This is a genomic window from Streptomyces sp. 11x1 (assembly GCF_032598905.1).
Lineage (GTDB): Bacteria > Actinomycetota > Actinomycetes > Streptomycetales > Streptomycetaceae > Streptomyces.
In genome coordinates, this window is record NZ_CP122458.1 from 1,069,020 (window position 1) to 1,094,105 (window position 25,086).

A 25,086-nucleotide genomic window follows, 5' to 3' on the forward strand; every position below is an offset into this window, starting at 1 on the left:
GGACCGCTTGCGCCGCCCAGCCCGCCGCCCCAACACCATGCACTCCGCGCAGGTCGCGGGCGGCCCCGGCTGCGCCTTCCCGGCGGCGATCGGCGGCGCGGTCGCCGACCCCACCCAGCCGGTCCTCGCGGTCTCCGGCGACGGCGGCGCACTGTGCTCCATCGCCGAATTGGCCACCGCCAGGCAGCACGACCTGAAGCCGTAACCGCCGTCCGTGACCTTGCTCATCGTCGACGGCGGCGGTTACGGCATCCTGCGCGAGTACATGACGGACGCCTTCGGCCGGTCCATGGCGACCGAGCTGTCCCGCCCGGACTTCGTGGCGCTCGCGGAGTCCTTCGGCGTCCCCGGCGTACGCATGGACCAAGGCGGTGAGGCGGCCCGCGCACCTCGGCCGAAGCCGGCTCGCCCCGGCCGGACATGACGGTGGGGCGGCACCGGGCCGCCCCACCGAACCCCCGTTGCCCGATCGGCTCGCTCAGCGCAGGAGCGCGCCGAAGCGGGCGCCCGTGGCGGGCGCCGAGAGGTCGCCGGCGCCGAACGCGAGGGACGACGTGGCCGTGAGACCGGTCGCCGTGCCGCGCAGCACCCAGACCGCGCCGTTCCAGCTGTTCTCGGCCAGGGAACCGGCCGCGAGGTCGGCGTGGCCGTCACCGTCGACGTCCAGCAGCGCGCTGCTCGCGCCGAACTGGTCGTCGTTCTCGGCGACTCCGGGTACCCCGGCGCGGTGCCGCGGCCGTGGCCAGGCCGATTTCGCCCTCCAGGGCGGACTCCAGAACCGTCTTGGTCAGCTGCTGCAGCAGCCCGCCCACGCCGGTCAGCTGCAGACCCTTGCTCCGGGCCTGCGCGACGAGCTGCTCGATGAGCTTCTGCTCGACCGCCGCACTCTCCAGCGACGGTTCCGCCTGGTCATCGGCGGTCGCGGACTCGGTCACGGTGTCAGTCACTTGATGTCTCTTCCATGATCATCAATTACACCGGTGAGCGTACAGACCCCGTCTCGAGAGCATCTCCGCGTCCGGGATCATCGTGAGCGCGTCGTCGGAGACCTTCACATGCATGGTGGTGACGGTGTCCCCCGCCCCGGATTCCGCGCCCTCCACGGAGGCCGCGCCCGTCTCTGCGGGATCCGAGCCCTCGTCCTCGGTGGCACCCGCCGAGGCTGCCGTCAGGGACATGGCCTGCGCGCCGGATGCCGCGCCGGCGGAGTCCCACATCTGGGCGGGCGGGGCCCGGAAGACCCGGTTGCCGTCGTCGTCGATCGCGGTGAGGTTGCCCGCCTTGCCCTTGAGCAGGCTCAGGCCGGCCGTCTTCAGCGTGTAGTCGATCTCCTTGAGTTCCTCCTGCGCGGCGGCCTCGGGGGACTTGACCACCAGCACGTGGCGGAAGCCCTCCACGGACGCAGTGATCCTCAGGTCGACGCCCGGAATCACTTCCGGATACACCGCGTTGGCCCCGTCCAGCTCCGGTTCGGGAAGTTCGCCCGGCCAGCCGATCCGGAGCGAGCGTCCGGTGTCGGAGATCTTCACCAGCGGATCTTTCGCCCCGCCGCCCGAGAACTCCATTTCCACCGCCGCCGCCTCGGGAACCACCGTTCCGTCCGCCCGGACCTCCAAGGTGGCATCCGGCGCCTGCCAGCCTCCGTCGGCCGCGGGCACCCGTACGGGGACTGCGGACTCCTCAAGCGTGAAGGTGAAGCCGTCCGGGTTGGCGAAGACCGTCGTACGCTCCGAACGCTCCCCTACGACCTCGACCCGCTTGCCCGACTCCTGGGCCTCTGCCAGCGCCCTCCGCCCCTCCGACAGCGGGTGGTCCGCCTCGTCCGCCACTGCTGGAGAACTCGGCATCGCTCCTGCGGACAGTGCCGCAAGGACCGCCACAGCGGTCACAGCGGACCCCAGGGTCCGCGTCCGTCTTCCGTGCACGCCGACAACGCGGCGCCCCCGTCTCCAACTCACGATCCAGCCCCCGTACTCACGACCAAGCCATGACAATTGCTTGGCGCAAGTTTCGCCATGAGCAAGGAACGAAAACGTCTCGTGATGAAAATATGACTGAAGGGGCCGTGGTTCCCCGAGGCTGCGTCAGACGGCAGTGCCCCGAAAGCCGCACGCTGCGAAAAGCGCGCCGGTATCAGCTCCTGAAACCTCCCTGACGCGTGACACGCGACGACTCACCTCCACGACCGCGACAACTGCGTACACCGTTCCACTCCGCCGATACCGAAGTCCCGCAAAGTGGGCAGGATCGCGCCGAGGCCGTCGACCAGGGTCAGGGTCAGGGTCACAGGCGTCCGCCGGCGCCTTCAGTCCGGTCTACCGTCTGTGCTTGCACGGCCCGCCGGTAGAACCACTCGCCCAGCTGCGAGCCGGCCACCAGCCCTCCCGCGAACACGAGGAGTCCGCCCTGCACCACGGATGCGAGAAGACTTGCGTCCGCTGAGTCCAGGTCGCTCCACCGCAGCAACGGGCCCGTCAGCCCGCCGAGCCAGATCACCAGCAGTGCGACGCCCCGGACGCGGATGGCCCAGGGGCTCGTACGCCTGCGGACTCGCTTCGGCGCCCAGCCCCGGAGCGAGGCGACGGCCACGGGGAGAGCGAATGCCGACCAGCCGATCAGCCAGAGCCACAGAAACATCACTCGTTCCCCCGTACGGAAAGTCGCGCCGACTGCGAAGAATCCATGCTCCGGTGCGATTCCGGACAGCTGCGGCGCCTTCTCGCACAAGCCCGGGCGGTTGGTCGCAGGGCCGCCCGGGCCTTTCTCGCTTCGATGCCGGCGTCAGCCGGTGATCTCGACCTTCCCGTTGGCCTCAGCGGGCGCCGTCGGCGCGGGTTGGGCGCCACCGACACGCCCGGTGATGCCCTTCAGCAGCTCGGCGATGTCGACTCCGGTGGTGGAACCGAGCAGTTCGAGGCCCTGGGCCACGTTGTCCGCCACCGTACGGGACAGCTGGCTGGCGCCGTCGGTGGAGATCACCGTCATCTTGTCGATGGCGCTGAGCGGCTCCGACGCCTTGGCGACCACCTGCGGCAGCACCTCCACCAGCATCTGTAGAACGGCCGCGTCGCCGTACTGAGCGAACGCGTCGGCCTTCTTCTGCATCGCCTCGGCCTCGGCGGCCCCCTTCGCACCGATGGCGGCGGCCTCCGCCTCACCCTCGATGCGTACTGCCGCGGCGAGCGCGGCGCGCTGCGCCTTCTCGCCCTCACCCGTCAGCCGGGCCCGCTCAGCAGTGGCCTCGGCCTCCTTGACCAGCGCGACACGGCGCGCCTCGGCCTCCTGCTCGGCCTGATAGCGGGCGGCGTCGGCGGGCTTGCGGACCTTGGTGTCCAGCTCTCGGTCGGTCAGCGCGGACTGACGTGCGGCGACCTTTTCCTGCTCGCTGAGCACCTCCTGCTGACGGGCCGCCTCGGCCAGCGGGCCGGCGGCTGCCGCACGGGCTGCGGCCTCGTCGGTCTCCGCCTTGATCTCGGCCTGCTTGAGGTAGAAGGTCCGCTGGGCGATCGCGATCTCCTCCTCCGCCTTCAGCCGGGCCTGCTCGGCGGCACGGCGGGCGACGGCCTCGGCGATGTCCGCCTCCTGCTTGGCCCGCGCGGCCTCCGGACGGCCCAGGTCCTCCAGATAGGAGCCCTCGGTGGAGATGTCCTGGATCTGGAAGGCGTCCAGGACCAGGCCCTGCCCCGACAGGCTGGCCTCCGCCTCCTCCGCGACCTGACCGGCGAACGCCGCCCGGTCGCGGATGATGTCCTCCACCGACATCCGGCCCACTATGGCCCGCAACGCGCCCGAGAGCACCTCCTGCGTGAAGCCGACGATGCCGTCCTGCTGCATCAAGAACCGCTGCGCGGCAGCCCTGATCGAGTCCTCGGTCCCGCCCACCTTGACGATGGCGACACCCTCCAGGTGCGCCTTGACACCCCGCAGCGTGACCGCGCCCCGGACCGCGATCGGGATGTGCCGGGAGGACAGGTCGAGGGTGAACTTCTGCTGCACGAACGGCACGACGAACACCCCGCCGCCGACCACGACCTTCTGCCCGCTGTTGTCGGTGAACACCCGCCCGGTCTCCGGATCGGTGGACTGCTTGCCACGTCGCCCGGTGACGATGAATGCCTCGCTGGGACCCGCCACCTTGTAGCGGGTGACCACGACGAGGCCGAGCAGGACAAGGAGTACGACGACTCCTGTCACGGCGATGACTACTTGACTCATGATGTCTTTCCCCTCAGCCCTCCCAGGGGACGGCAGATCGATATGGGTTCATGTGGTGGATGCAAGCGCGCCGATGTCTCGGCTGTTTCGGTGCCCGGTGTGCGGCGCGGGGCGGTGGGTCAGCGTTCGACCGGGCGTACGGAGACCGCCGTCTGCGACAGCGCCTCCTCCACCCAGATCTCGGCGCCTCGCGCCACCGGGGCCGGACTCTTGGCCGCGAGCTTCACCGGTTGCCCGGCCCGGTGGACCAGCACCTCGCCGTAGCCGCCCGCCGGAATGGCCGTCACCACGGAGCCCGCCGCACCGATCAGGTCGTCGTCGCGCGGTGCGGCACCGGCCCGGTCGTTCAGCAGTGCGCGGCTGAGGCGGTACGCGAGCCAGCCCGTGGCGACCCCGGCGGGCACGCCGATCGCGGTGGCACCGACGGCGCCGAGTCCGGTGGCGCCCATGACGATCGCGCCGGAGAAGCCGAGCATGGATACAAAACCGGCGATGACCGGGAGCGACAACCAGCCGTCGAAGATGCCGTCCATCGCGTCGACGCCGCCGAAGAGGCCCTCAAGGACACCGTCGAAAACGAGGGACAGGACGAGGAGTACGACTCCTGCGATGCCGAGACCCAGAAACCAGGTCATCCGCGCTCACCGCCTCTCCCCCACTGTCAACGCGCCGGCGACCGCATCCTCACATACAGGCGACGGCAAAACACTGCCAGGTTCCGGCAATTTTTACGCTCCCTTGATGCCGGTGCCACGCACCGCCCTCGCGCGGCGCGATAGTTGCCCCGGGGTCAGGGCGCTCGGCTCACGGGAGCGGGTCGGCGGTGTGGGGCGACCGGTTTCTAGGGTGCGGCGGGATCGGCCGACCGGGGATGGCGGCCGAGGAGCTCGGCCAGACCCTGCCGGGTGGCCGCCAGGACGACACGGTCCTCGGGCCGCAGGACATATCCGGGGTGCAGTTCCCAGACCAACCCGGGAGGCCTGTCGTCGCCGTCGGCCGGATGTGCCGCGGCAAGGTCGGGGCGCCGGTCGGCGGGAGCGGCGGCGTCCAGGGCCAGGACGCGCCAGGCACCAGGACGGAAGGCTCCGGCGACCGTGCGGCCCTCCAGCTGCGGGTGCCCGGCGACGACGAGGGCGGCGAACAGCAGCACCTTGCGTTCGACGGGGATGGCGCCGAGGATCTGGCGGCCCATCATCGCACCGGCGAACGCGGGGGCCGCGAGGCTGGAGACGCTGCGGCTGCGGGTGAGGGCTTGCGGGTGGGCGGCCCGCAGGGTGCGGTAGACGGCGGTGGCGAAGTCGTCGTCGTACAGCCGCAGCGCGACCCGCAGGTCGGACTTGACGGAGCGGGCATACAGGGCGGCTTCGAGGTTGATGGTGTCGGAGCTGGTCAGGGCGAGCAGGGCGTGCGCGCGGTGGACCTTGGCGGACTCCAGGACGCCCTCCTCGGTGACGTCTCCGATGACGGTGGGGATGCGCAGGCGGCGGGCGAGCGGGATGCCGCGCGCCTCGGGGTCCGATTCCACGCAGACGACCGGGATGTCGAGTTCCTTCAGCCGGGCCAGCACACGGGTCCCGATCTTGCCGAGGCCCAACAGGACGACATGCCCGGCCAGACCGCGCGGTGGGCGGCGTAGGGCGGACGCGCCACGGAAGGTGCCCAGGCCCTCCAGCACGGCCGCGGTCATCACCGGCAGCAGCAACAACCCGGCCAAGCCGGACAGAAGTTGGATGATCTGGCGGCTCAGCGGCTCACCCAGCGCCGGGTCGTCGATGGCGAACAGGTCCAGAAGGGTGAGGTAGGTGGCGTGCACGAGATCGTCATCGGTGGTCAGCCAGGAGGCGACGGCGAGTCCGAGGACGCAGGCGATCAGGCCGAACAGCGACCAGCGCAGCCGGCGCGAGAACAACTGTCCGAGTGAGGGACCCCGGCCGGCCAGACGACCGGCGGGCAGTACCGGTCCGCTGTACGAAACCGCTTCCAGCACCACCGTGCCGTGCCCGGTCGCCGCGGTCACCGCCTCCTCGTCCGGCAGGAGCCGGGGAGCCTCGGTCCCGCTGCGATCGGAACCCTCCGCCCCCGCAGGGTCGTTGGCGGTCGCCGACAGCACAGCCAAGGTGCACAGGCCGGGGTCGGCGACCTCACCGCGGCGCGGTGGAGTGCGTTCCACCGCGCGCAGCAGCAGCCCGTCCGCCTGGACGACCTTGCTGGTGCCCGCGACGGCGGTGGCGGCCAGTGCCGGTGCAGCGGTGTCCGCGTCGGACAGGACGGTGGTGGAGGTGTCCAGAGCCACCGGGTCCAGCCCCGGCGAGGCGACCACGGCGGCCTGGTCCAACAGCTCCTCCAGCTGCTGGCCGAGCTTGCGGTTGTAGAGCCGGATCACCAGCCGCACCTGCGGGTTGAGCCGCCGGGCGATCAAGGCCGCGCGGATGTTCACCTCATCGTCCTCGTGCACCAGGGCGACCGCGACGGCTCCTGCCACACCGGCCGCGGCCAGCACCTCGTCGGTGAGCTCCGACGCCTCAAGCCTCTGCACGTCCTCGGCGGCGTCCGGCCCGGTGCCCGCGGCCCACGTCATCGCCCAGGACACCCGCCCGAAGAGCGCCGTGGCCCGTTCCCGGCCGGTGGGCGACGCGCCCGGAGCAACACCGGCGTGGGCGGGAGCGACGAGCGTGACCTGCTCGCGGTAGACCTCGCGCAGTTCGCCGGACAGCCGGTGAGCCAGTCCGTCATCACCGCAGACGATCATGTGCCCGCTGCGGGGCCGCAGTTGGCGCGGGAGGGAAGACATGAAAGATCATTTTGCCGCAGCCCGGCAGCAGTTTCCATGCCCGCGTTCGAGGTGAGGAGGGCGATGGGACCGGGCCCTCACACGGATTGCTCCGCCGCCCGGCACACCGGACAGGTCAGCTGACGGGCTGCCCGGTCGTGCGTCACTTTCCCGGGACTGGCAGGCCCGCGCAGCACCTGGCTCTCGGAACGCACGTGATCGGCGCACACAGCCGCTCCGCACACGCAGCACACAGCGACGGCGGCCGCCGTACGGCCTTGCTGAGCACACTCGTAACAGTTCATGACCAGAGCCCTTCAGCCGAAACCCGCGTCACACGTCCCCGGCTCCGCTCCCCAGGTCCCCTCGCGGCCGCGACCCAAACACCTCACCAGGCGCCTCGGCCGACGGCGAGGCGGGCGAAATGCCTCGTTTCTCGCAGCCCCCGCCCACGCGCGTCCTGCCCGTGGGCCATCCACTTCGACTTCCTGACTCACCCGACGGGACGCGAGAAGCTGAGAGCACATGCCTGCGTATCTGCTGACTCGTGGACCACCTGGACGGTGGGGACTCCGTCGGCGAAGCCACCGAATCCGGTCAGTCGCGCAACGCACACAGCCGCCAGGCAGATCGCCCCGGTCAGAAGAGCGGGGGCCGGGGCCTGGAAGCACCCACATCACCGCGCCGATGAGGGTGAGCGGCACACCGGCGGTCGTGAGCGCGTGCAGTGTTGCCTGCGCTCTTCCGCATCTGGACATGGCCGGCGAGTGCCGCGAGGAGGGCAGCCCGCACGGGGGCCTGTGACCCGGTGGCGGGTGCGTGGCTGTCAACGCCTCCGCGGGTGGTCGCCGGGCTCCGGCTCCGCCATGTACTCGGAACAGTGGGGGTTGTGGCAGGGGGCCGGGCCCCACACGGGGACGAACACTCCCAAGGTCTTGTGCCGTCTCGTGACGGTCATGTTCAGGGGCTGCCGACAGGCCGGGCACACCGGCATCCTCTGAGGGCCAGTCTCATGCTCGGTTTTACTCATCCTTTAACCATAGAGCGCCTGGTCACAGAAAGCAGACCGGCCGCGTACTCAGCCATCGTCCGCGCGCCCTGCGGACCCTTCCGGGCGGACAGGCCGATCCGCTTCCCCATGCCGAGAACCGGTCGGCCCCGGGTCATCGGCAGCCGTGTCCGACGGTGTCGCCGCGTCCGCCTGCGCTTCAGGAGCCTGAGAGGGCGCGGCGGGCCGTAGCAGGCTGAGAACGACGGATCCGGCCAACACAACGACGACGACCGCGAGGCTGATCGGCGAAGGGATCTCCGGGACGCTGGGACTGATCGTCTTGTGAGCCGCCTGAAAGACCAGCTTGACGCCGATGAAGCCGAGGATCACCGCCAGGCCCATGTTCAGGTAGTGGAAACGGTCGAGCAGCCCCGCGAGCAGGAAATACAAGGCGCGCAGACCCAGAATGGCGAACGCGTTGCTGGTGTAGACGATGAAGAGGTCGTCGCTCACTGCGAGAACTGCGGGCACGCTGTCGACCGCGAACACCAGGTCGGCCGCCTCGATGGCGGCCACGACCGCGAGCAGCGGGGTGGCCACGCGCTTCCCGGCCTCCTTGACGGTGAACCTCATGCCCGCGTACTCGTCCCGAACCGGGATGACCTTGCGCAGCACCCGCAGCGTGAAGCTCTTGCCGGGGTCGAAGCCCTCCTCGTCGCCCTTGAGGAGTTTGTAGGTGCTGTAGAAGAGCACCGCGGCGAAGGCGAACAGCACCGCGGTGAAGCGGCTGACGACGGCCACGCCGAGGGTGAGGAAGATCCCGCGGAAGACCAGGGCGCCCATCACGCCGAAGAACAGGACACGGTGCTGGTAGGCGCGGGGCACGCGAAAGTAGGCGAAGATCACGGCGAAGACGAAAAGATTGTCGACCGACAGACTCTTCTCCAGCAGCCACGCGGTGGTGTACTCGGTGCCGGCCGTCGTACCGAGGACCAGGAAGACGAGACCGCCGAAGACGAGAGCGAGGCCCACCCATAGTGCACTCCAGGAGGCCGCCTCCTTGAAGCCGATGACGTGCGCGGCACGATGGGCCAGCAGATCCACCGCCAGCGACACCACCACCGTCGCGGCGAACACCACCCAAAGCCAGAGCGGGACCTCCAGCACGCCGGTCACCCTCTCCGTGGCCTGCACCGACGCAGGCCCTCCTACTGAGTTTGTGGCATCTCACCGCGGAGAGCTACCCAGAGGCCGCGCCGTCCGCCCGGTGACCGGCCGAAGCACCTGTGCCACAACGGGCCGGCCTGAAGTGCCCCGGTTACCGTGGCGGCCGACGTGTGTGTTTGGTTGCCTGCCTCTCGCCGTGCGGGGGAGACGCGCTCGGTCAGTCGGCGCTTGTCGGTCAGCAAGTGGAACTCGGTCAGTTCTTACCGAGAGAGCGCCGTGGCCGGCCAGGGGGGCGCAGTGCGGGACGGCGAGTGGCCAAGGTCGGGGAACACGCCGAGCGGGATCGGTGCCCTCTGCCGCCCGCGTCACCGAGGTCGGCTGCATGGCCACAGGCTGCTGACAACGACATGCGCGCGGTGAACGGGCGTGCCGCCTCCGGTCGGTCCTCGCCGCAGAGAGGGGGTGTCGATCAAGGAGTCGTGCTCAAGCTGCCTGCCGACCGCTTCGTTGACCGATACGACCAAGACCCTGGTCCCCATTCCGTCTTCAGCCGGAGACGTGGCAATGGCGAAGCGGCGCGAGCCGTGGCACTCAGCACGGATCCTCGTCCCGATAGCAGGGTCCCCCTGCGTATCTGTGGAGGAAACGTCGGCGCGCAGGCGCCACGGCCGAGTGGAGGTCCAGCTGCGCTCCCAGATCGCGTCCCGCCCTTGCCGAGCGGCTCATCGCCGACCACGCCCGGCGCGGCCCGCTTCGTCCGTGCCCTCTTGCTGCGGGGGCCGGGCAGTCCGTGACCGGTCGAGTCGGGCCACCACCGGTCCCGCCGTGACACCGTGCAGCACGACCGAAGTCAGCACGGTGAACGTCACCACCGCCCACAGTGCCCGGTCCGGCACCGGGAAGTCGTGCTGTCCCAGCGCGTAGGCGAGGTAGTACAACGAACCGATGCCCCGAATGCCGTAGGCGGCGACCACCCGGCGCTCCTGGCCCCGCGAGCGGCCCCCGAGCAGCCCCACCCACCCGGACAGCGGCCGGATCACCACCAGCAACACCAGCGCGATGAAGGCCCCCAACAGGAACAGCACCGCTGCGGTCAACAGGCGCTCGATCTGCTCCACGAAGTCGTGCAGGACGTTGTGGAATCCGTGAGCGCGCTCAGCTGCCCGGATCGCGCACGCGGTGGTGAACACGGCGAGAAAGCCGTAGCCCCCCAGCAGTTCGGTCAGCCCGTACGACAGGAAGGTGGCGCCCAGCGCGACGAAGCCCTCGCGGTGTTCGGACAGCCGCAGAACGGGCGATCGGGCCTGGAAGAACAGTCGGCCCAGCAGTCGGCCGACGAGCAACCCGCCCAGTACACCGACCGTGCACCTGAACGCGAGGTCCTCCACGACCCACGCGCCGACCCAGTCGGTCGACCAGTCACTGCCCGCGGCAGCAGCCAGCGCCACAGCCGCGTACGGGAAAGGAAATGCGAGCCCGTCGTTGAGGCCCGCCTCACTGGTGAGGGCGAACCGCACCTCGTCCTCGTCGTGGGGGTCCTCGGTGGGCTCCCCCACCCGCACCTCCGAGGCGAGCACCGGATCGGTCGGCGCCAGCACCGCGGCCAGCAGCAGCGCGGCGGCCGGCGGCCAGTCCAGCAGCCACCACGCCACGAGAGCGGTGACCACGACGGTCAACGGCATCGTGACGCCCAGCAACCGCGATGTCGTGGCCCAGCGACGTCGGCCGACGGGTCGGTTGAGCGCCAGTCCCGCGCCCATCAGCGCGATGATCACGCAGATCTCGGTGACGTGCTCCGCCAGCAGCCGGTCGTCCACCGGATCGATCACAGGCAGCGGCAAGGGCAGCAGATACACGCCGATGCCGGCCACCAGGAACACCAGAGGCAGCGACAGTGGCCGTCCAGCCACCAACCGGGGCAGCACCGCCGCCAGCAGCGCTCCCACACACGCGAACACCGCGTCGGCGATCGTCGCTCGCTCCGCCTTCCTTCCGTCACATCACCGAACGAACCCGCGCACACCGTCCAAACCGCGGCCGACCTCGCTCCCCACCCCGCGCCACGCAGGAGGCCGATCCGACACCGGAACGGACGTCACGGGCCAACGCACTGCGGGCCGGCTCTGTCCCCCTCCTTTTGCAGGTCAGCAGGCGTGATACTCGGATCGGACGCAAGCGGCGCTGCCGGGAGACAGCGGCGACAACGGAATTTGTGGAACCTCAACAAGGAGGCAGCGTGAGCGACGCCGTCTCTCCACAACGCCTGACTCGACCGCCAGCCAGGTCAGCATCGGTCCGGACGCCACCGAACCTGCAAACGTCTCCGAAAGCCGCGCACCTGGGAAAGGAGCCCCCCGCTCGGGCCTGACGGGGCGTCAGCAAAGTCAAGCATCAGGTCAGCAAACGTCCCGCCGCAGCCGCCCACAGACAGCCACACTGTGGAATCGTCCACCACCCAATACCACTTCCGAGACCCGCTTCGCCGCGCTCCCGCCAGCGATCCAAGAGCGGGAAGCAGGACCCGACCGCCTCACGCTCGTCAACCGCGCAACTTCAGACCATTCCTGCAGGTCAACGCACCCTTCCCCGCGGTTTCAACGGCACCGGCGGCAGTTCCGGTGCGGGCAGTGGCGCCCCGTCGTACCCCTTCACCTCTCCGAACCGCGTCCCTTCCATCCAGTCCCGGCGGGCCTGTTCGATCTCCTCCTGGGACCGTCCGATCCAGTTCCAGAACATGATCAGCTCCTCCTCGAACGGCTCGCCGCCGAGGAGCATCAAAGAGGCGTGTGTGTCGGTGCGCAGGGGGAGTTCCGTGCGGCCGCAGCCGAGGTAGAGCATCGAGCCGGGGAGGACGGGGACGCCGTCCACGTGGGCCTCGCCGGACATGGACAGGACCGCGTACTCGAAGTCGGGTTCGAGGGGCAGGCGCAGGTCGGCGCCCGGCGTGAGCGTGAGGTCGGCACCGACGATCGGCGTGAACGTCGTACCGGGCGAGGTCGCGCCGTCCAGGCTGCCGAGGATGAGGGTCGCGCTCAGGCCGGCCGCCGTGACGACGGGCAGTTCTGCGTGGTGCTCGAAGCGCGGGTCGGTGTGCCGGTGGCCGTCCGGCAGCGCCACCCAGAGCTGGGCGCCGTGCAGGAAGCGGGCGTGCGACTTCGGGCTCTCCTCCGAGTGACTGATCGCCCGGCCGGAGGTCATCAGGCCCAGCTCGCGGGGGCGGATGGTCTGGAGGCTGCCCGTGGAGTCGCGGTGCAGCACCTCGCCCTGGTGCAGCCAACTGACCGTCTGCAGACCCATGTGCGGATGCGGCGGCACCTGCATGCCGGGCTCGTCGGCGATGTCGTCGGGGCCGTAGTGATCGACGAAGGCCCACGCGCCCACCATGCGGCGGCCCAGGTTCGGCAGCAGGCGCCGCACCTCGGTGGACTCGCCGAGCTTCACCCGGCGGGGGCTGAGGAGTTCACGAACCGGCTCGGCCACCACGAAGCCCCGGCCGCCGCACACCGCGGGCACCGCCTCGCGATCAAGATTGCTCATGCCCCCAACCTAGCCCCGTCCGGCTCACGCCGTCAGTCGTCCCCCGGCACTCCATGGACGCGGGCAGGGCCGACCGCGGCGACCGTACGGCCGCCTCCCCGCAAGGCAGGCACATTTACTAGCCATGGCTATAGTAGCCAAGTACAGTATCTGTCATGAGTTCGGTCATCGAGGGCGCGACGCCCGGGTTTCTCGTCTGGCGGCTGTCCATGAAGTGGCGGGTCGCGGTCGACCGCGCGCTCACTCCGCTGGGGCTGACGCACGCGCAGTACGCGCTGGTGGCGTCGTTGTACGGCATGCACCGGGACGGACTGCGGCCCAGTCAGCGGCAACTCGCGGACCACACCGGCCTGGAGGCCCTGTACGTCTCCAAGCTGGCCCGCGCCCTGGAGACCGCCGGACTTCTCGGACGCACCCGGGACCCCCGCGATCCCCGCGCCGTGCAGCTCGCTCTCACCGAGCAGGGACGCGAGGTCACCCGGCGCGCGATCGAGGTCGTCCAGGCATTGATGGATCAGTTGCTGGAACCGCTCGGCGGGCTCGACGGCGCCCGGACCCGAGAGTTCACCCGCGAGCTGACCACCCTGCTCGACGTACCGCTCGACATACCAACGCTCGACGTATCGCTCGTCCCGTCCACCGCACAGAAACACGAGAAGGAGCAACCATGACCACCACCGCCCCCGTCCTCAACTCCCGGGTCGTCGGCCTCGCCCACTACGCCGCCCGCGGGGTGCTGGAGAAGGTCCTGGCCCGACACGGTCTGACGTTCCAGCAGTCGCTGGCCCTGCGGGCCGTCGCGGGCTCCGACGAACCCCTCGACCGCGAGGCCCTCGTGGACCAGGTCGTCGACTCGCTCAAGGCCGAGAAGGCCGAGATACGGGCCGTGGTCGAGGAGTTGGTCGCCGCGCGACTGCTGGAGGCGGACCCCACGCGGCCGTCCCGGCTCAGGATCACGGAGGCCGGGCAGGAGGCCCACAGCAGGTCCGTCGCCGAGACGGCACCCGTCTCCGCCCGGATCTACGCCGACATCCCGGCCGAGGAACTGGCCGCCGCCGGTCGCACGCTGGCCCTCATCACCGAACGCGCCAACGCCGAGCTGGCCGCGATGAAGTGAGCCCGACCGCTACTTCGTCTCCACCCGGCCGCCGTACGACCGCTTGCCGCGCCGGTGGGCCACCTCGCCCAGGACGACGTCCATCGCGATGAACGCCGCCAGCGGGATGCCGAGCAGGGGCACGAAGTAGCCGAGGACCGCGATGACGGCGAGGGCGGGGACGAGGATCTGGGGCGGTACGTGCTGCCAGGCGCCGCGCGGGAGCGGGCGCCCGAAGGACGAGGCACGGCCGCGCTGCCACCACATGCGGTAGCCCCAGACGATCAGCACGACCAGGGAGGCCGCGAGCGCGATCAGCAGGAGCTGGTTGGCGAGGCCGAACAGGACGCCGGTGTGGGCGTCGATGCCCCAGCGGGACAGCTTGGCGAGGATCGGGAAGTCGGCGAACCGAAGGGTGTCGGTGACCTCGGCGGTCGCCGGGTCCACGGCCACCGCGTCCTGCTTGGTGGGCCAGCTGCGCTGGACCTGCTTGACCACGTACGCCGAGGACGCGTCGGCGGGCGGCACGATCTCCACCGGGTCGCCGAGGCCCTCGGCACGCGCGGCGGCCAGGATCTTGTCCAGGTCGCCCTCCGCGGCCGTCCCTTCGCCCGTCGAACCGCCCCCGTGGTCGCCGTGGTCGCCCGCCGCGACGGACACGGCCGGCGTCGCCTGATGGAGTTCGGTACGCAGGACCTCGATGTTGGCGCCCGCGTACGTGGACCAGGTCAGGCCGGTCGCCGAGAGGAAGAAGAACCCGAGGGCCGCCCAGACGCCCACCGTGCCGTGCAGACCCAGGGCGCGACGGCGGCCGGAGGTGCCGCGCACCTTGCGCTGGGCGCGGCTGCGGGCGAACCAGAGCACCAGGCCGCCGCCCGAGATGACCCACAGCCAACTGGCGGCCAGCTCGCTGTAGAGGCGGCCGGGCTCGCCGAGGTGGAGATTGGCGTGGAACTTGTCGATCCAGGTCCGCACCGGCAGCGCGCCCGTGGAGCCGTACTGCTCCAACGCCCCGCGCACCTGGGCCGTGTACGGATCGACGAACACCGCGAGGGTGTTGGCCTCGTCGATGCCCTCGACGCCCGTCAGCATCACCCTGGTCGTCGCGTCGTCCTCCGAGGACGGCCGTACGGCGGCGATCTCGCCCTCCGGGTGCGCCTCGCGGGCGGCGGTTACCTGCTCGGAGATCGGCAGCTTCTCCCCGCCCACCTTCGCGACGGTCGTCCGGTCCGCGTAGACGATGTCCTCGACGGAGAACGAGGCGGCGTACACCCCGCCGGTCAGGGCGGCGACCAGCAGGAACGGGGCGACGAGGACGCCCGCGTAGAAGTGCAGCCGCAGGACGAGCGGCCGGAGCGCGGCCCAGCCCCTCGGCGAGGGGTCCGGCTTGGCGAGGGGTTTCTGGCGCTCGTCCGTCTCGGTCGAGGGGGCGATGGTCATCGGCGGATGCTCCGGGATGCGGGGACGTCGTGGCGGTTCAGTAGTCGGGGCGTGCGGGCTCCGAGTTCCCCGCCTCCTCTGTGACGTGGGTCACAAGGAGGGTGTCGGTGTCGGGCCGCCGCCGATCAGGGCGGTCGCGCGGGCAGCCGTGCGAGAGCCGCCTCGCGTCGCGCGCACCCGGTTGGCATCCTGGCCCGATGGCTTCCGAACGTGACCGCCCCGAGTCCCGCCCCCTGAGCGACCGGGTCGAGGAACTCCTCGCCCACGAGGGGCCGCTGCCGATCGTCGCCGCGGGCGACCCGGTGCTGCGCCGCACCGCCGAGCCCTTCGACGGCCAGCTGGACGCGGGTCTCCTCGCCCGCTTCGTCGCCGCCCTGCGCGCCACCATGCACGCGGCACCGGGCGTCGGCCTCGCCGCACCCCAGGTGGGTGTGTCCCTGCGCATCGCGGTGATCGAGGACCCCGCGCCGGTTCCGGAGGAGGTACGGCTGGCTCGGGGCAGGGTGCCGCAACCGTTCCGCGTCCTGGTCAATCCGGCGTACGAGGCCGTCGGGTCGTTCCGTGACGCGTTCTACGAGGGCTGTCTGAGCGTGCCGGGCTGGCAGGCAGTGGTGGCCCGGCACGCCAAGGTGCGGCTACGGGCGCTCGACGAGCACGGGCGGGCGGTCGACGAGGAGTTCGCGGGGTGGCCCGCCCGGATCGTCCAGCACGAGACGGACCACCTCAACGGCACGCTCTACCTCGACCACGCCGAACTGCGTTCCCTCTCCTCGAACCAGACGATGGCCGACCGCTGGAACGACCCGACCCCGGCCAGGGCCGCACGCGAGCTGGGCTTCCTCCTGCCCGACCAGTAATGCTTCGTCAGGTCGTGGACCGTCTGCGGCGTCTCCGAGGGCTGGGCAGGGGGCGCCCGCAGGTGGCCAGGCCCGTACACACCTCCTTCCGGTGGAGGAGGGCAGCCCCCGCAGCGCGGCACGAGGCGCACTGCAGTGGGGCTGCCCCCTTCCCGCCGGGTCTGCCCTGCCGGGAGGTCTCCCCGCGCACCCGGGGGCTGGTTACGCCAGAGACGTCCACTTCTGGTTGTTCTGGCCGTTGCAGGTCCACAGGATCAGTCGGGTCCCGTTCGCGGTGGCGGCCCCGTTGGCGTCGAGGCACAGCCCGGCGTTGACGTTGCGGATCGAGCCGTCGGCCTGCGTGGTCCACTTCTGATTGTTCTGGCCGTTGCAGGGCCAGATGATGACCTGGGTGCCGTTGGTGGTGCCCTGGTTGTTGGCATCCAGGCACTTGTCGCCGAAGACGCGGATCTCACCACCGGCCCAGGTGGTCCACAGTTGGTTGGCGGCGGTGTGGCAGTCCCAGATCAGCGTCGCTGTCCCGGCCGCGGTGCTCCCGCCTTCCACATCCAGACAGCGGCCGGATCCGGTACCGCGCAGGCGGGCGGTGGTGGAGGCCAGCGGGCTGCCGCCGCTCATCCTGAACACGGCGACACCGTGCGCCGGGACGCTCGCCGAGACCTGACCGGACGTGCTGGAAGTGCCGCCGGTCCACAGGTCGGTGAGGGTGAACGGCCCTCCGGTGAGGCCGACCTGTGCGGCGTTGGTGGTGATCGTGGCGGTGCTGTCACCCCGGTTGAACAGGCCCACGGCGACCGAGCCGTCGGACAGGCGCTTGGCGAAGACCTCGGTGGCGCCGTCGTCGCGCACCCGGCGCCCGCCCGCGCCCAGCGAGTCCTGGTTCACCGCCAGCAGGCGGGGGTTGCGGAGGATCGCGCTCACGTCGGCGGACATGGTACGGATGTCATTGCCGGCCATGAGGGGAGCCGAGAGCAGCGACCACAGGGCGAAGTGGGAGCGGGCCTCGGTCAGCGACAGCCCGGGACGCCCGACGACCAGCATGTCCGGGTCGTTCCAGTGGCCTGGGCCCGACTGCGCGGCCAGCGGCGCGGTGATGTCCAGGACGTTCCCGACACCCATCGGATAGCTGTTGGTGTTGTTGTTCTGCCAGATGTCGAGCAGGTCCTCCGTCGTCCGCCACAGATCGGCGACCTGGCCCCAGTCGTAGGAGGCGCCGGTGGGGGCGTGGAAGCTGTTGGGGTTGATGCTGTAGACGATCGGACGTCCGGTGGCGCGCAGGGCGTCACGCATGGTGGTGAACTGTGCGATCTGCTCGCTGAGGGTGCCGCTGCCGGAGCACCAGTCGTACTTGAGGTAGTCCACGCCCCATGAGGCGAACGAGGCGGCGTCCTGTGCCTCGTGCCCCTTGCTGCCGGTGGAGCCGGGGTAGGTGCCCACGCCCTGGGCGCACGTCTTCTCGTTGGGCGCCTGGTAGATGCCGAACTTCAGGCCCTTGCTGTGGATGTAGTCGCCCAGCGCCTTCATGCCGCTGGGGAACTTGGTCGGGTTGGCCCGGAGGTTGCCCGCGCTGTCACGCTGCGGGTCGAACCAGCAGTCGTCGACGACGACGTACTGGTAGCCGGCGTCCTTCATACCGGAGGACACCATCGCGTCGGCGGCCTGGCGGACCTGCGCCTCGGTGATCCCGCATCCAAAGCTGTTCCAACTGTTCCAGCCCAGGGGCGGGGTGAGCGCGGGGCTGCCCGGTGCGGCCTCGGCGACCGAACCGGCGGAGGCGGTGACGCAGGCGGTGAGCGTCAGCGCGGCGGCTGTGAGGAGGCGTAGCAGTCGTGTGTGCAGGGGGGCCATGAGGGGGGTCCTTCCTGGCCCGCACAGCGGAGGCCGCTGTGCGGGCCTTGGGGGCATGGTCACGAGCTCGGGATGACGCGCCCGGTCGGCGCTGCAGGGTGAGCAGGCCCTGCCGGTACGGCAGCTTCAGGTAGTCGGGGGGGGTGCTCACGCCGGTGTCCCGGCCCTGGTGGAGGAAGTGCAGGTTGCACGGGCCGATGGTCCTGGTCCGGTCGGCGTCGACGCGGATCTTCGGGGAATCGGGCAGCCGATGGGAGGCAGGGAGCGATGGGAACCCGGTTCCGCGGCGCACTCAGTTCCGCACGATGCGCCACCGGTTGTCGGCGGTGCCGTCGTCCGCGTCCTGGACCGCGAACGCGCCCACGGCGGTGGAGTTGCCCGCGATGGCGAGCAGCTTGCCGCTGTTGGCGTTGCGGATCTTGTAGGTGCCGTCCCCTTGGTCGAGCAGGCTCCACCGGTGGTCGGCGGTGCCGTTGTCCGACCACTGCAGGACCGTCGCGCCGTCCGCGGTGGACATGTTCAGAACGCCGAGCACCTTGCCGCTGTGGGCGTTGCGGAAGCGGACCGCGCTCCCGTCGGTGATCATGTACCAGTCGTGGTCGGCGGTGCCGTTGTCCGACCACTGCAGAGCGCGGCCGCCGTCGGCCGTGGACATGTTCTGGATGCCCAGCAGCAGACCACTGGCCGCGTTGACCAGACGGACGCTGCCGGTGGTGTTCCAGTAGACGGTGTAGTTGTGGCCGTGCGCGTCGTGGAACGGGCCCAGGTTGACGGTGGAACCGTTGGCGGTGGCGGTGAAGGCGAGCGAACTGCTGCTGGTCCGCGTGATCGAGGACGTGTTCAGCGTCGGCAGCGAACTGAGCGCGGTGTCACCGTAGTTGCCCGACAGGACGACCGGGCCGTAGGTGATCGCGGCGACGTTCGCGTTGTCGTTCGCCGCTCGCATCACGACCCGCATGGGCAGGCGGACGGTGACCGTGTCGCCGGAGGTCCAGGAACGGCTCAGGGTGGCGTAGCTGCCGGGGTCGGTGGCGATGTTCTGCTTGACACCGTTGACGCTGACGGTGGCCCCGTTGGTCCAGCCGGGGATACGGATGCGCATCGCCCAGGTACCGCTGACACTTCCGGTGACCTGCAGGTTCGTGGTGTCGCTGGTCGGATACGAGGTGGTCTGGGTGACCGTGATGCCGCGCTGGGTCCAGTTCAGTACCGAGGGCACGAACATGTTCACGATGAGGGTGGTGTCGGTGCGGAAGTAGATGGAGTCCATCAGCCTCGTGTGCATCTCCAGGCCCGTGCCCTGGCAGCACCAGAAGGTTCCGTAGTCGGTGCTCCAGGTGCCGCCGCCCCACGCCGGGCCCACACCGCGCCGGCCGCCCGGCTTGAGCGGGGTGAAGTAGGTGACGTGACCGTGGTCGTCGGCCGGGTTCTGCTGGCCGATCATCTGGTTCAGCCACGCCCGCTCGTAGTAGTCGAAGAGCTCGGACCGGTTCGGGTCCAGCGTGAACAACTCACGGGTGAGGGTGAGCATGTTGAAGGTGTTGCAGCTCTCGCACGTGTCGTTGTTCAGGTAGCCGGCGATGGCGTTCGGGGCGCGGAAGTGCTCCGCCTGGCTGTTGCCGCCGATGGCATAGGTGTGCGCGTCCACGGTGAAGTTCCAGGCATTGGTGGCGATGTCCCGGTAACGGGTCGTGCCGGTGGCCTTGAACTCCCTCGCGGCCCCTGTCCACTTGGGTACCTGGGTGTTGGCGTGCAGTCCGCCCAGCTTGTCCTGGTTGGCCGCCAGCGGGTCGAACACCGCGGCGTGGTCGAACCTCTGGGCGACGGTGAGCCATCGCGCGTCATCGGTCTGCTGGTAGAGGTCGGTCAGCACGGTGTTCATGCCTCCGAACTCGGTCTGCAGCATGGCCTGCATCTGCTGGTCGGTCAGCCGGCCGGTGCGCAGGTCGACCCACCCCGCCAGGCCGAGCAGAACGTCACGGGCCTGGTTGCTGCCGATGAGGCGCCACACGTCCAGCAGGCCGGCGAGGGTCTTGTGGATGGTGTAGTACGGCACGTTGCCGTTGGTCAGGGTCCGCTGCTCAAGAGCGGTGAAGTCGGACTCGGGATAGCCGGAGAGGTACCCGGCGTTGAAACCGGCGGCACTGTTGTTGGCCTGGCACTTGGCCAGCTCCGCCACCATGTACGTGGCCTTGTCCCGGCAGACGGTGTCCCCGGTCACGGCGTACAGCTGCGCCCATGCCGTGAGGAAGTGGCCCTGAACGTGGGTGCGGAAGGGGAAGTTGGGCGCCTCCCAGCCGCCGGTGGCGGCCGCGCCGTTGGTGGACAGCTTGTGGTTGGCGCGGAAGTTGTACAGCAGCCGGTCCACGTCGACGAACCGTAGGTAGTTCCGCGTACGGTCCTGGTTGTCCAGCCAGCGGCTCGCGGTCAGCCGGACCTGGCCGATCTCGAAGGGGTGGGCCGAGACCCCGATGTCGGCCCTGGCGGGAAGGACGACCGCACGGGCGGAGGATGCGCCGACGAGGGGCCCGGTGACAGAGGCGACGACGGTGACCCCGGCTGCTTGCAGGAGGCGCCGTCTACTGAGGGAGGAAGACATCTGAACCTTTCGGTGAGCGGAAGTGGCCAGGTCCAAGGGGTGACTACGGTGAAGGAACTGTCGGCGCGGAAGGTGTCGGTGTTCTGGAGGAACTCAGACGCAGCGCGTGGACGTGGTGGCGCAGGTAGCGGAGAGGGCGGGCGCAGGAGTCGCGGAAGGTGTAGCGGTTGGCGTCGGCGAGGCCGGGCACGACGGTGGGAGCGGCCCCCTGCTTGACGGCGGTGATGCTGGAGGCGCGCACCGGGTCGATGTGGCCGAGGCTGTCGGTGCGGACGGCGGCGTACCGGTCGGGGTGGTTGACCGAACGCAGCCACCTGGTGGGGTTCGTGGGCGGAGTGACACCGACGGGGACCGTCTTCTGTACGGGTTCGACTCACTGGAGTTGGTGAACGCGGTCATCGTGTGCCGCGTGACCTGCCCGGCCGGCGGGACGGCCGCGGCGGCGGTGCCGTGGAGGGCGGGGACGCAGAGCAGGACCAGCAGCAGCGGCCCCAGCAGGGCGAGCAGCGTTCTCACGGGTCTCTTCAACTCTTCCTCCGGCTTGGCCGGTCCGCTTGGCCGATCGCTGTAGCGAGACCTCCCCTCGTTCGATATTGCGAACAACGTGCGGTAGTTCGAGCAGAAAATAGATTTGGGGCGTGATGACGTCAATGTTTCTGACGGGTATGCCTTCAGTTTCGTCAGACATGGCATGCCTGTTCGGGGGACAAGGGGGATATAGCCGCCCAGAGTGCTGAATCCGCTCTCGGTGGATTCGGCGGGCGAGGACGCCGAGAGTCGGTCGGCCGGCAGGATGTCCGGGGCCGGCAGAGGCTCGTGACCAGGTCGGCGACAGGGGCGAGCAGGCGCTCCTGGAGATCCAGGGCGAGGACATCGCGGCTGCGCAAGGTGCCGATCACGTCGTCCGGGCTGTCCCGATGGACCGCTCAGCGGTCAGCTAGGAGGAACAACAGGAACTCGGTCACCGTGCCACCCTCGTTCCCTCGTGGGCGTGGAGTTGGCAGGGCATGGCACCGCCGGTACTGGGAGACTCACCCGTTCGCGGGTGCGGGTCTCCTTCTCGGCCGGCCGACGCCGACGTCGGCGCGCCGACCGCGCGCCCCCACCGAACGGCGCCCGGCCGGCCGCGCGGCCCCGATCGTCCCGATCGCCCCGCTCCGCGTTTCAGCCTCGGTACGCCTCCAGCAGCCGCAGCCACACCTCGCTGATCGTCGGGTACGACGGCACCGCGTGCCAGAGGCGGTCGATCGGGACCTCTCCCGCGACCGCGATGGTGGCGGAGTGGATGAGCTCGCCGACGGCAGGGCCGACGAAGGTGACGCCGCGGAGGATCTCACGGTCCAGGTCGACGACCATGCGGGCGCGGCCCCGGTAGCCGTCGGCGTACAGGCCCGCGCCCGCGACGGAGGAGAACTCGACGTCGACCGCGCGGACGCGGTGGCCGGCCTGTTCGGCCTCGGCCAGCGAGAGGCCGACGGCGGCGGCCTCGGGGTCGGTGAAGACGACCTGGGGGACGGCCGCGTGGTCGGCGGTGGCCGCGTGGGCACCCCACGGATCGCTCTCCAGGAGCGGGACGCCGGCCGCACGGGCGGCGATGGTGGCCCCCGCGATCCGGGCCTGGTACTTGCCCTGGTGGGTGAGGAGCGCGCGGTGGTTGACGTCTCCGACCGCGTACAGCCAGTCGCTGCCCGTCACCCGCAGGCTGTCGTCGACGGGCAGCCAGGAGCCCGGTTCCAGGCCGATCGTGTCGAGGCCGATGTCGTCGGTGCGCGGGGCGCGACCGGTGGCGAAGAGGATCTCGTCGGCCTCCAGTCGGTCGCCTGTGTCGGTCAGGGCCACCACGGTCCCGTTCTCGCGGGACACCGCCTTCACCGACGTACCCGTGCGGACGTCCGCGCCCGCCTCGGTGAGCGCCTCGGCGACCAGTTCGCCGGCGAAGGGTTCCATCCGGGGCAGCAGTCCCTTGCCGCGGACGAGGACGGTGACCTCGGAGCCGAGGGAGCGCCAGGCGGTGGCCATCTCGACGGCCACGACACCGCCGCCGACGACGATCAGCCGGCCGGGCACCTGCTGCGCGCTGGTGGCCTCCCGGCTGGTCCAGGGCCGGACCTGCGCGATTCCCGGCAGGTCGGGCAGGAGGGCGCGGCTGCCGGTGGAGACGACCACCGCGCGCCGGGCGGTGAGGACGTGGCGGCCGCCGTCGGGGGCGTCCACGACCACGCGGCGGGGTCCGGCCAGGCGCCCGTGCCCCCGGTAGAGGGTCGCTCCGACGCTCTCCAGCCAGCCCACCTGGCCGTCGTCCTTCCAGTGGGCCGTCTCGTAGTCGCGGTGGGCGAGCACGTCGGCGGCGTCCAGCGGGCCGTCGACCAGGTGACGCAGGCCGGGGACGCGGCGGGCGTCGGCGCGGGCGATCGCGGGGCGCAGCAGGGCCTTGCTGGGCATGCACGCCCAGTACGAGCATTCGCCGCCGACCAGCTCGCTCTCCACGATCGCGGTGGACAGTCCGGCGGCGCGGGTGCGGTCGGCGACGTTCTCCCCCACGGGTCCGGCACCGAGCACCACGACGTCGTACTCGATCGCCGTCGCTTCAGCCGCGCTCTCGGTGGTTCCGATGTTTTCCGTATCCGTCATGGGGCCAGTCTGGTTGGTGGTGTGCGCCGTGGCCACACGGGTACGCGCGCGGAATACGCCACCGCGGGGTGGCGTTGTCGAGAGCGGCTCGCCCGAGCACCTAGAGAGACCAGGAAGAGGGATGCACGCCATGAGCAGCACCGTGGAGCTCACCAAGGAGAACTTCGACCAGACGGTCACCGACAACGAGTTCGTCCTGATCGACTTCTGGGCGTCCTGGTGCGGGCCGTGCCGGCAGTTCGCCCCGGTCTACGAGAAGGCGGCCGACGAGAACCCCGACCTGGTGTTCGGCAAGGTCGACACCGAGGCCCAGCCGGAGCTGGCGCAGGCCTTCGGTATCCAGTCGATCCCGACGCTGATGATCGTCCGTGACCAGGTCGCGGTGTTCGCGCAGCCGGGCGCGCTGCCGGAGGCGGCGCTGACCGACGTCATCGGGCAGGCCCGCAGGCTGGACATGGACGAGGTCCGCAAGGCCGTCGCCGAGCAGCAGGCTCAGGTCGAGCAGAACGGTCAGTAGCCGGACCCGTCGCCCGGATTCGTCACCCGGGCGCGTTCAGCTCGACTCACGGTGGACGATCCTCGCGGCCAGTACGTCGTGCGTCGTGGGGATCGTGGTGGGGTCGCGCACCACGCGGTCGACCAGTTCGGCGAGGTCGCGCCCGGACGGCAGTTCCAGGTGGACGGTGCTGAGGCGCGGCCGCAGCAGCCGTCCGATCATCAGGTCGTCGGCCCCGACCACGGCCGTCTCGTCGGGGATGCCGATGCCCTCGTCCTGCAGGGCCCGCATCAGCAGCATCGCGTACTCGTCGTTGTAGGCGAACACCGCGTCCAGCCCGCGGGACCGCCAGTCACGGGCGAGCCGTGCGGCGGCCGCCTCGTCGTACGCGAGCGGCAGCTCGGTGACCGTCGCCTCCGTGCCCTGCACGGCGCGTCGTACGCCGGCGAGGCGGGGCTGGGAGAAGGCCCCGAAGCCGGGCTCCTCGGGAACGACGACCCCGATCCGGCGGCGGCCGCGCTCGACCAGGTGCCGTCCCGCGCTGTGGCCGACGCCCGTGTGGTCCAGGATCAACGCGTGGGCGCCCTCGACGGGTTCGGGGGTGAGGGTGACGACGGCCTTGGCTCCGGAGCGCTTGAGGACGGCCACGCCCTGCGGGCCGATACCGACACCGGGCACGATCACGGCGACCGGGCGCAGTTCGGCCCAGGCGCGGGCGGCGTCGTCACCGCGCAGGCCGATGCCGCCGTGCTGTACGACGGTGTAGTCGAGCCGACTCAGGGCCCACTGGATCTCGTTGATGAACTGGCTGTAGAGCGGGCCGATGGGCACGTTCGGGGTGGGCATGAGGACCAGGCGGCTGTGGCCGGCGCGCAGGCTGCGGGCCGCCGCGTGGGGTACGTAGCCGAGTTCCTTGGCCGCCTCGTGGACCCGACGGCGGGTGGGTTCGCTGATCCGGACCGCGCTGGTGTTGTTCAGGACGTAGCTGACCGTCGCGCGTGAGACACCCGCGAGTCGAGCCACGTCGGAGCTGGTCGGCACGGATCGCTGCAGGGGCGAGGGCGGGGCGGGCTCTTTCGGTATCTGCACCATGAGGACGGCATCCTTGCAGAAGCGGTGAAGGTCGTTCCGGCCGGGGGCGTGCCGGCCATGCGGGAGCTCGGGTTCGGGCCACCGATCTTTGTGGCAGGGCAGTTTGGCGAATCTGTTCGAAATCTGTGCAACCCGGCAGCCATTTCGCGCCATCTCCACCTGGGCGGGCCGAGGGCCACCCCGCATACACGTACGACCTGTCGGCCCGCGCGCCCGACGGGTGACGCCGTGCCTGGCCAAAGGCGTATGACCGGTGCGCGGCAGTGCGGTTGGGCGCCTCTTGCCCGTCCACTCTTCGGTCACCCGTGTGGGTGTCCTGTGGCGATGAAGCCCGAAAGCTATGGCGT

Annotated in this window: 20 protein-coding genes and 2 pseudogenes; 5 read left to right on the forward strand and 17 right to left on the reverse strand. The window is 70.4% G+C overall.

Annotated features, from left to right (window positions below; all coding sequences use genetic code 11):
- Positions 1 to 19 precede the first annotated feature (19 nt).
- Positions 20 to 424, forward strand: a pseudogene (locus tag P8T65_RS05095) (thiamine pyrophosphate-dependent enzyme); the annotation flags it as partial.
- A gap of 54 nt (positions 425 to 478) precedes the next feature.
- Here the strand turns inward: P8T65_RS05095 and P8T65_RS05100 are convergent.
- The 11 genes and pseudogenes from P8T65_RS05100 to P8T65_RS05150 form a co-directional block, all read right to left on the reverse strand.
- A pseudogene (locus P8T65_RS05100) lies at positions 479 to 733 on the reverse strand (FG-GAP repeat protein); the annotation flags it as partial.
- Positions 651 to 947 (reverse strand): hypothetical protein, encoded by a 297-nt coding sequence (locus P8T65_RS47190; protein WP_399098356.1) that lies wholly within the window; start codon positions 945 to 947, stop codon positions 651 to 653. The gene P8T65_RS47190 and the pseudogene P8T65_RS05100, both read right to left, overlap by 83 nt.
- Positions 948 to 968: 21 nt before the next feature.
- Positions 969 to 1,847, reverse strand: a complete 879-nt coding sequence (locus tag P8T65_RS05110) for a hypothetical protein (protein WP_316724192.1) — start codon at positions 1,845 to 1,847, stop codon at positions 969 to 971.
- 436 nt (positions 1,848 to 2,283) lie between these two features.
- Complete coding sequence (locus tag P8T65_RS05115; RefSeq protein ID WP_316724193.1) at positions 2,284 to 2,637, reverse strand: hypothetical protein; 354 nt, start codon at positions 2,635 to 2,637, stop codon at positions 2,284 to 2,286.
- 144 nt (positions 2,638 to 2,781) lie between these two features.
- Positions 2,782 to 4,215: an SPFH domain-containing protein gene (locus P8T65_RS05120; RefSeq protein ID WP_316724194.1), complete on the reverse strand. Its 1,434-nt coding sequence runs from the start codon at positions 4,213 to 4,215 to the stop codon at positions 2,782 to 2,784.
- Positions 4,216 to 4,334: 119 nt separating this feature from the next.
- Positions 4,335 to 4,850, reverse strand: coding sequence for a hypothetical protein (locus tag P8T65_RS05125; RefSeq protein WP_316724195.1), 516 nt, complete (start codon positions 4,848 to 4,850; stop codon positions 4,335 to 4,337).
- Positions 4,851 to 5,056: 206 nt separating this feature from the next.
- On the reverse strand, positions 5,057 to 7,006 hold the full coding sequence (locus P8T65_RS05130; RefSeq protein ID WP_316724196.1) for an NAD-binding protein: 1,950 nt from the start codon (positions 7,004 to 7,006) through the stop codon (positions 5,057 to 5,059).
- 77 nt (positions 7,007 to 7,083) lie between these two features.
- Positions 7,084 to 7,290, reverse strand: a complete 207-nt coding sequence (locus tag P8T65_RS05135; RefSeq protein ID WP_316724197.1) for a DUF2180 family protein — start codon at positions 7,288 to 7,290, stop codon at positions 7,084 to 7,086.
- 773 nt (positions 7,291 to 8,063) lie between these two features.
- Entirely contained in the window at positions 8,064 to 9,143 is a 1,080-nt protein-coding gene (locus P8T65_RS05140) for a TerC family protein (protein ID WP_316731484.1), read from the reverse strand.
- 722 nt (positions 9,144 to 9,865) lie between these two features.
- Positions 9,866 to 11,089 (reverse strand): cation:proton antiporter, encoded by a 1,224-nt coding sequence (locus P8T65_RS05145; RefSeq protein WP_316724198.1) that lies wholly within the window; start codon positions 11,087 to 11,089, stop codon positions 9,866 to 9,868.
- Between the two features lie 625 nt (positions 11,090 to 11,714).
- Positions 11,715 to 12,680, reverse strand: coding sequence for a pirin family protein (locus tag P8T65_RS05150; protein ID WP_316724199.1), 966 nt, complete (start codon positions 12,678 to 12,680; stop codon positions 11,715 to 11,717).
- Positions 12,681 to 12,835: 155 nt separating this feature from the next.
- Between P8T65_RS05150 and P8T65_RS05155 the strand changes: the two genes are divergently transcribed.
- Together P8T65_RS05155 and P8T65_RS05160 are read left to right on the forward strand one after the other, a co-directional pair.
- The gene (locus P8T65_RS05155) at positions 12,836 to 13,351 is read left to right on the forward strand and encodes a MarR family transcriptional regulator (RefSeq protein WP_316724200.1); all 516 of its coding nucleotides are present in this window, start codon (positions 12,836 to 12,838) and stop codon (positions 13,349 to 13,351) included.
- Positions 13,348 to 13,797 (forward strand): MarR family transcriptional regulator, encoded by a 450-nt coding sequence (locus P8T65_RS05160; protein ID WP_316724201.1) that lies wholly within the window; start codon positions 13,348 to 13,350, stop codon positions 13,795 to 13,797. Before P8T65_RS05155 ends, P8T65_RS05160 begins: the two co-directional genes overlap by 4 nt.
- Positions 13,798 to 13,806: 9 nt before the next feature.
- Here P8T65_RS05160 and P8T65_RS05165 read toward each other — a convergent pair whose 3' ends face one another.
- Positions 13,807 to 15,216 (reverse strand): PepSY domain-containing protein, encoded by a 1,410-nt coding sequence (locus tag P8T65_RS05165; RefSeq protein WP_316724202.1) that lies wholly within the window; start codon positions 15,214 to 15,216, stop codon positions 13,807 to 13,809.
- Positions 15,217 to 15,413: 197 nt separating this feature from the next.
- Here P8T65_RS05165 and P8T65_RS05170 point away from each other — a divergent pair, with 197 nt between their 5' ends.
- Positions 15,414 to 16,073, forward strand: coding sequence for a peptide deformylase (locus tag P8T65_RS05170; protein WP_316724203.1), 660 nt, complete (start codon positions 15,414 to 15,416; stop codon positions 16,071 to 16,073).
- A gap of 201 nt (positions 16,074 to 16,274) precedes the next feature.
- Here the strand turns inward: P8T65_RS05170 and P8T65_RS05175 are convergent, their stop codons facing one another.
- From P8T65_RS05175 to P8T65_RS05190, 4 genes are all read right to left on the reverse strand, one after another.
- Entirely contained in the window at positions 16,275 to 17,921 is a 1,647-nt protein-coding gene (locus P8T65_RS05175; RefSeq protein ID WP_316724204.1) for a ricin-type beta-trefoil lectin domain protein, read from the reverse strand.
- A 292-nt stretch (positions 17,922 to 18,213) separates the two neighbouring features.
- Entirely contained in the window at positions 18,214 to 20,520 is a 2,307-nt protein-coding gene (locus tag P8T65_RS05180) for a beta-L-arabinofuranosidase domain-containing protein (RefSeq protein WP_316724205.1), read from the reverse strand.
- 43 nt (positions 20,521 to 20,563) lie between these two features.
- Positions 20,564 to 20,830 carry an AbfB domain-containing protein gene (locus P8T65_RS05185; RefSeq protein ID WP_316731485.1) on the reverse strand — a complete coding sequence of 89 codons (267 nt, stop codon included), beginning with the start codon at positions 20,828 to 20,830 and terminating at the stop codon, positions 20,564 to 20,566.
- An 854-nt stretch (positions 20,831 to 21,684) separates the two neighbouring features.
- Positions 21,685 to 23,151, reverse strand: a complete 1,467-nt coding sequence (locus P8T65_RS05190) for an NAD(P)/FAD-dependent oxidoreductase (protein WP_316724206.1) — start codon at positions 23,149 to 23,151, stop codon at positions 21,685 to 21,687.
- Between the two features lie 130 nt (positions 23,152 to 23,281).
- On the opposite strand from P8T65_RS05190, the gene trxA reads away from it, so the two are divergent.
- Positions 23,282 to 23,668 carry a thioredoxin gene (trxA, locus tag P8T65_RS05195; RefSeq protein WP_184902431.1) on the forward strand — a complete coding sequence of 129 codons (387 nt, stop codon included), beginning with the start codon at positions 23,282 to 23,284 and terminating at the stop codon, positions 23,666 to 23,668.
- 36 nt (positions 23,669 to 23,704) lie between these two features.
- On the opposite strand, the gene P8T65_RS05200 is transcribed toward trxA, so the two are convergent.
- Positions 23,705 to 24,739, reverse strand: a complete 1,035-nt coding sequence (locus P8T65_RS05200; RefSeq protein ID WP_316724207.1) for a LacI family DNA-binding transcriptional regulator — start codon at positions 24,737 to 24,739, stop codon at positions 23,705 to 23,707.
- Between the last annotated feature and the right edge of the window lie 347 nt (positions 24,740 to 25,086).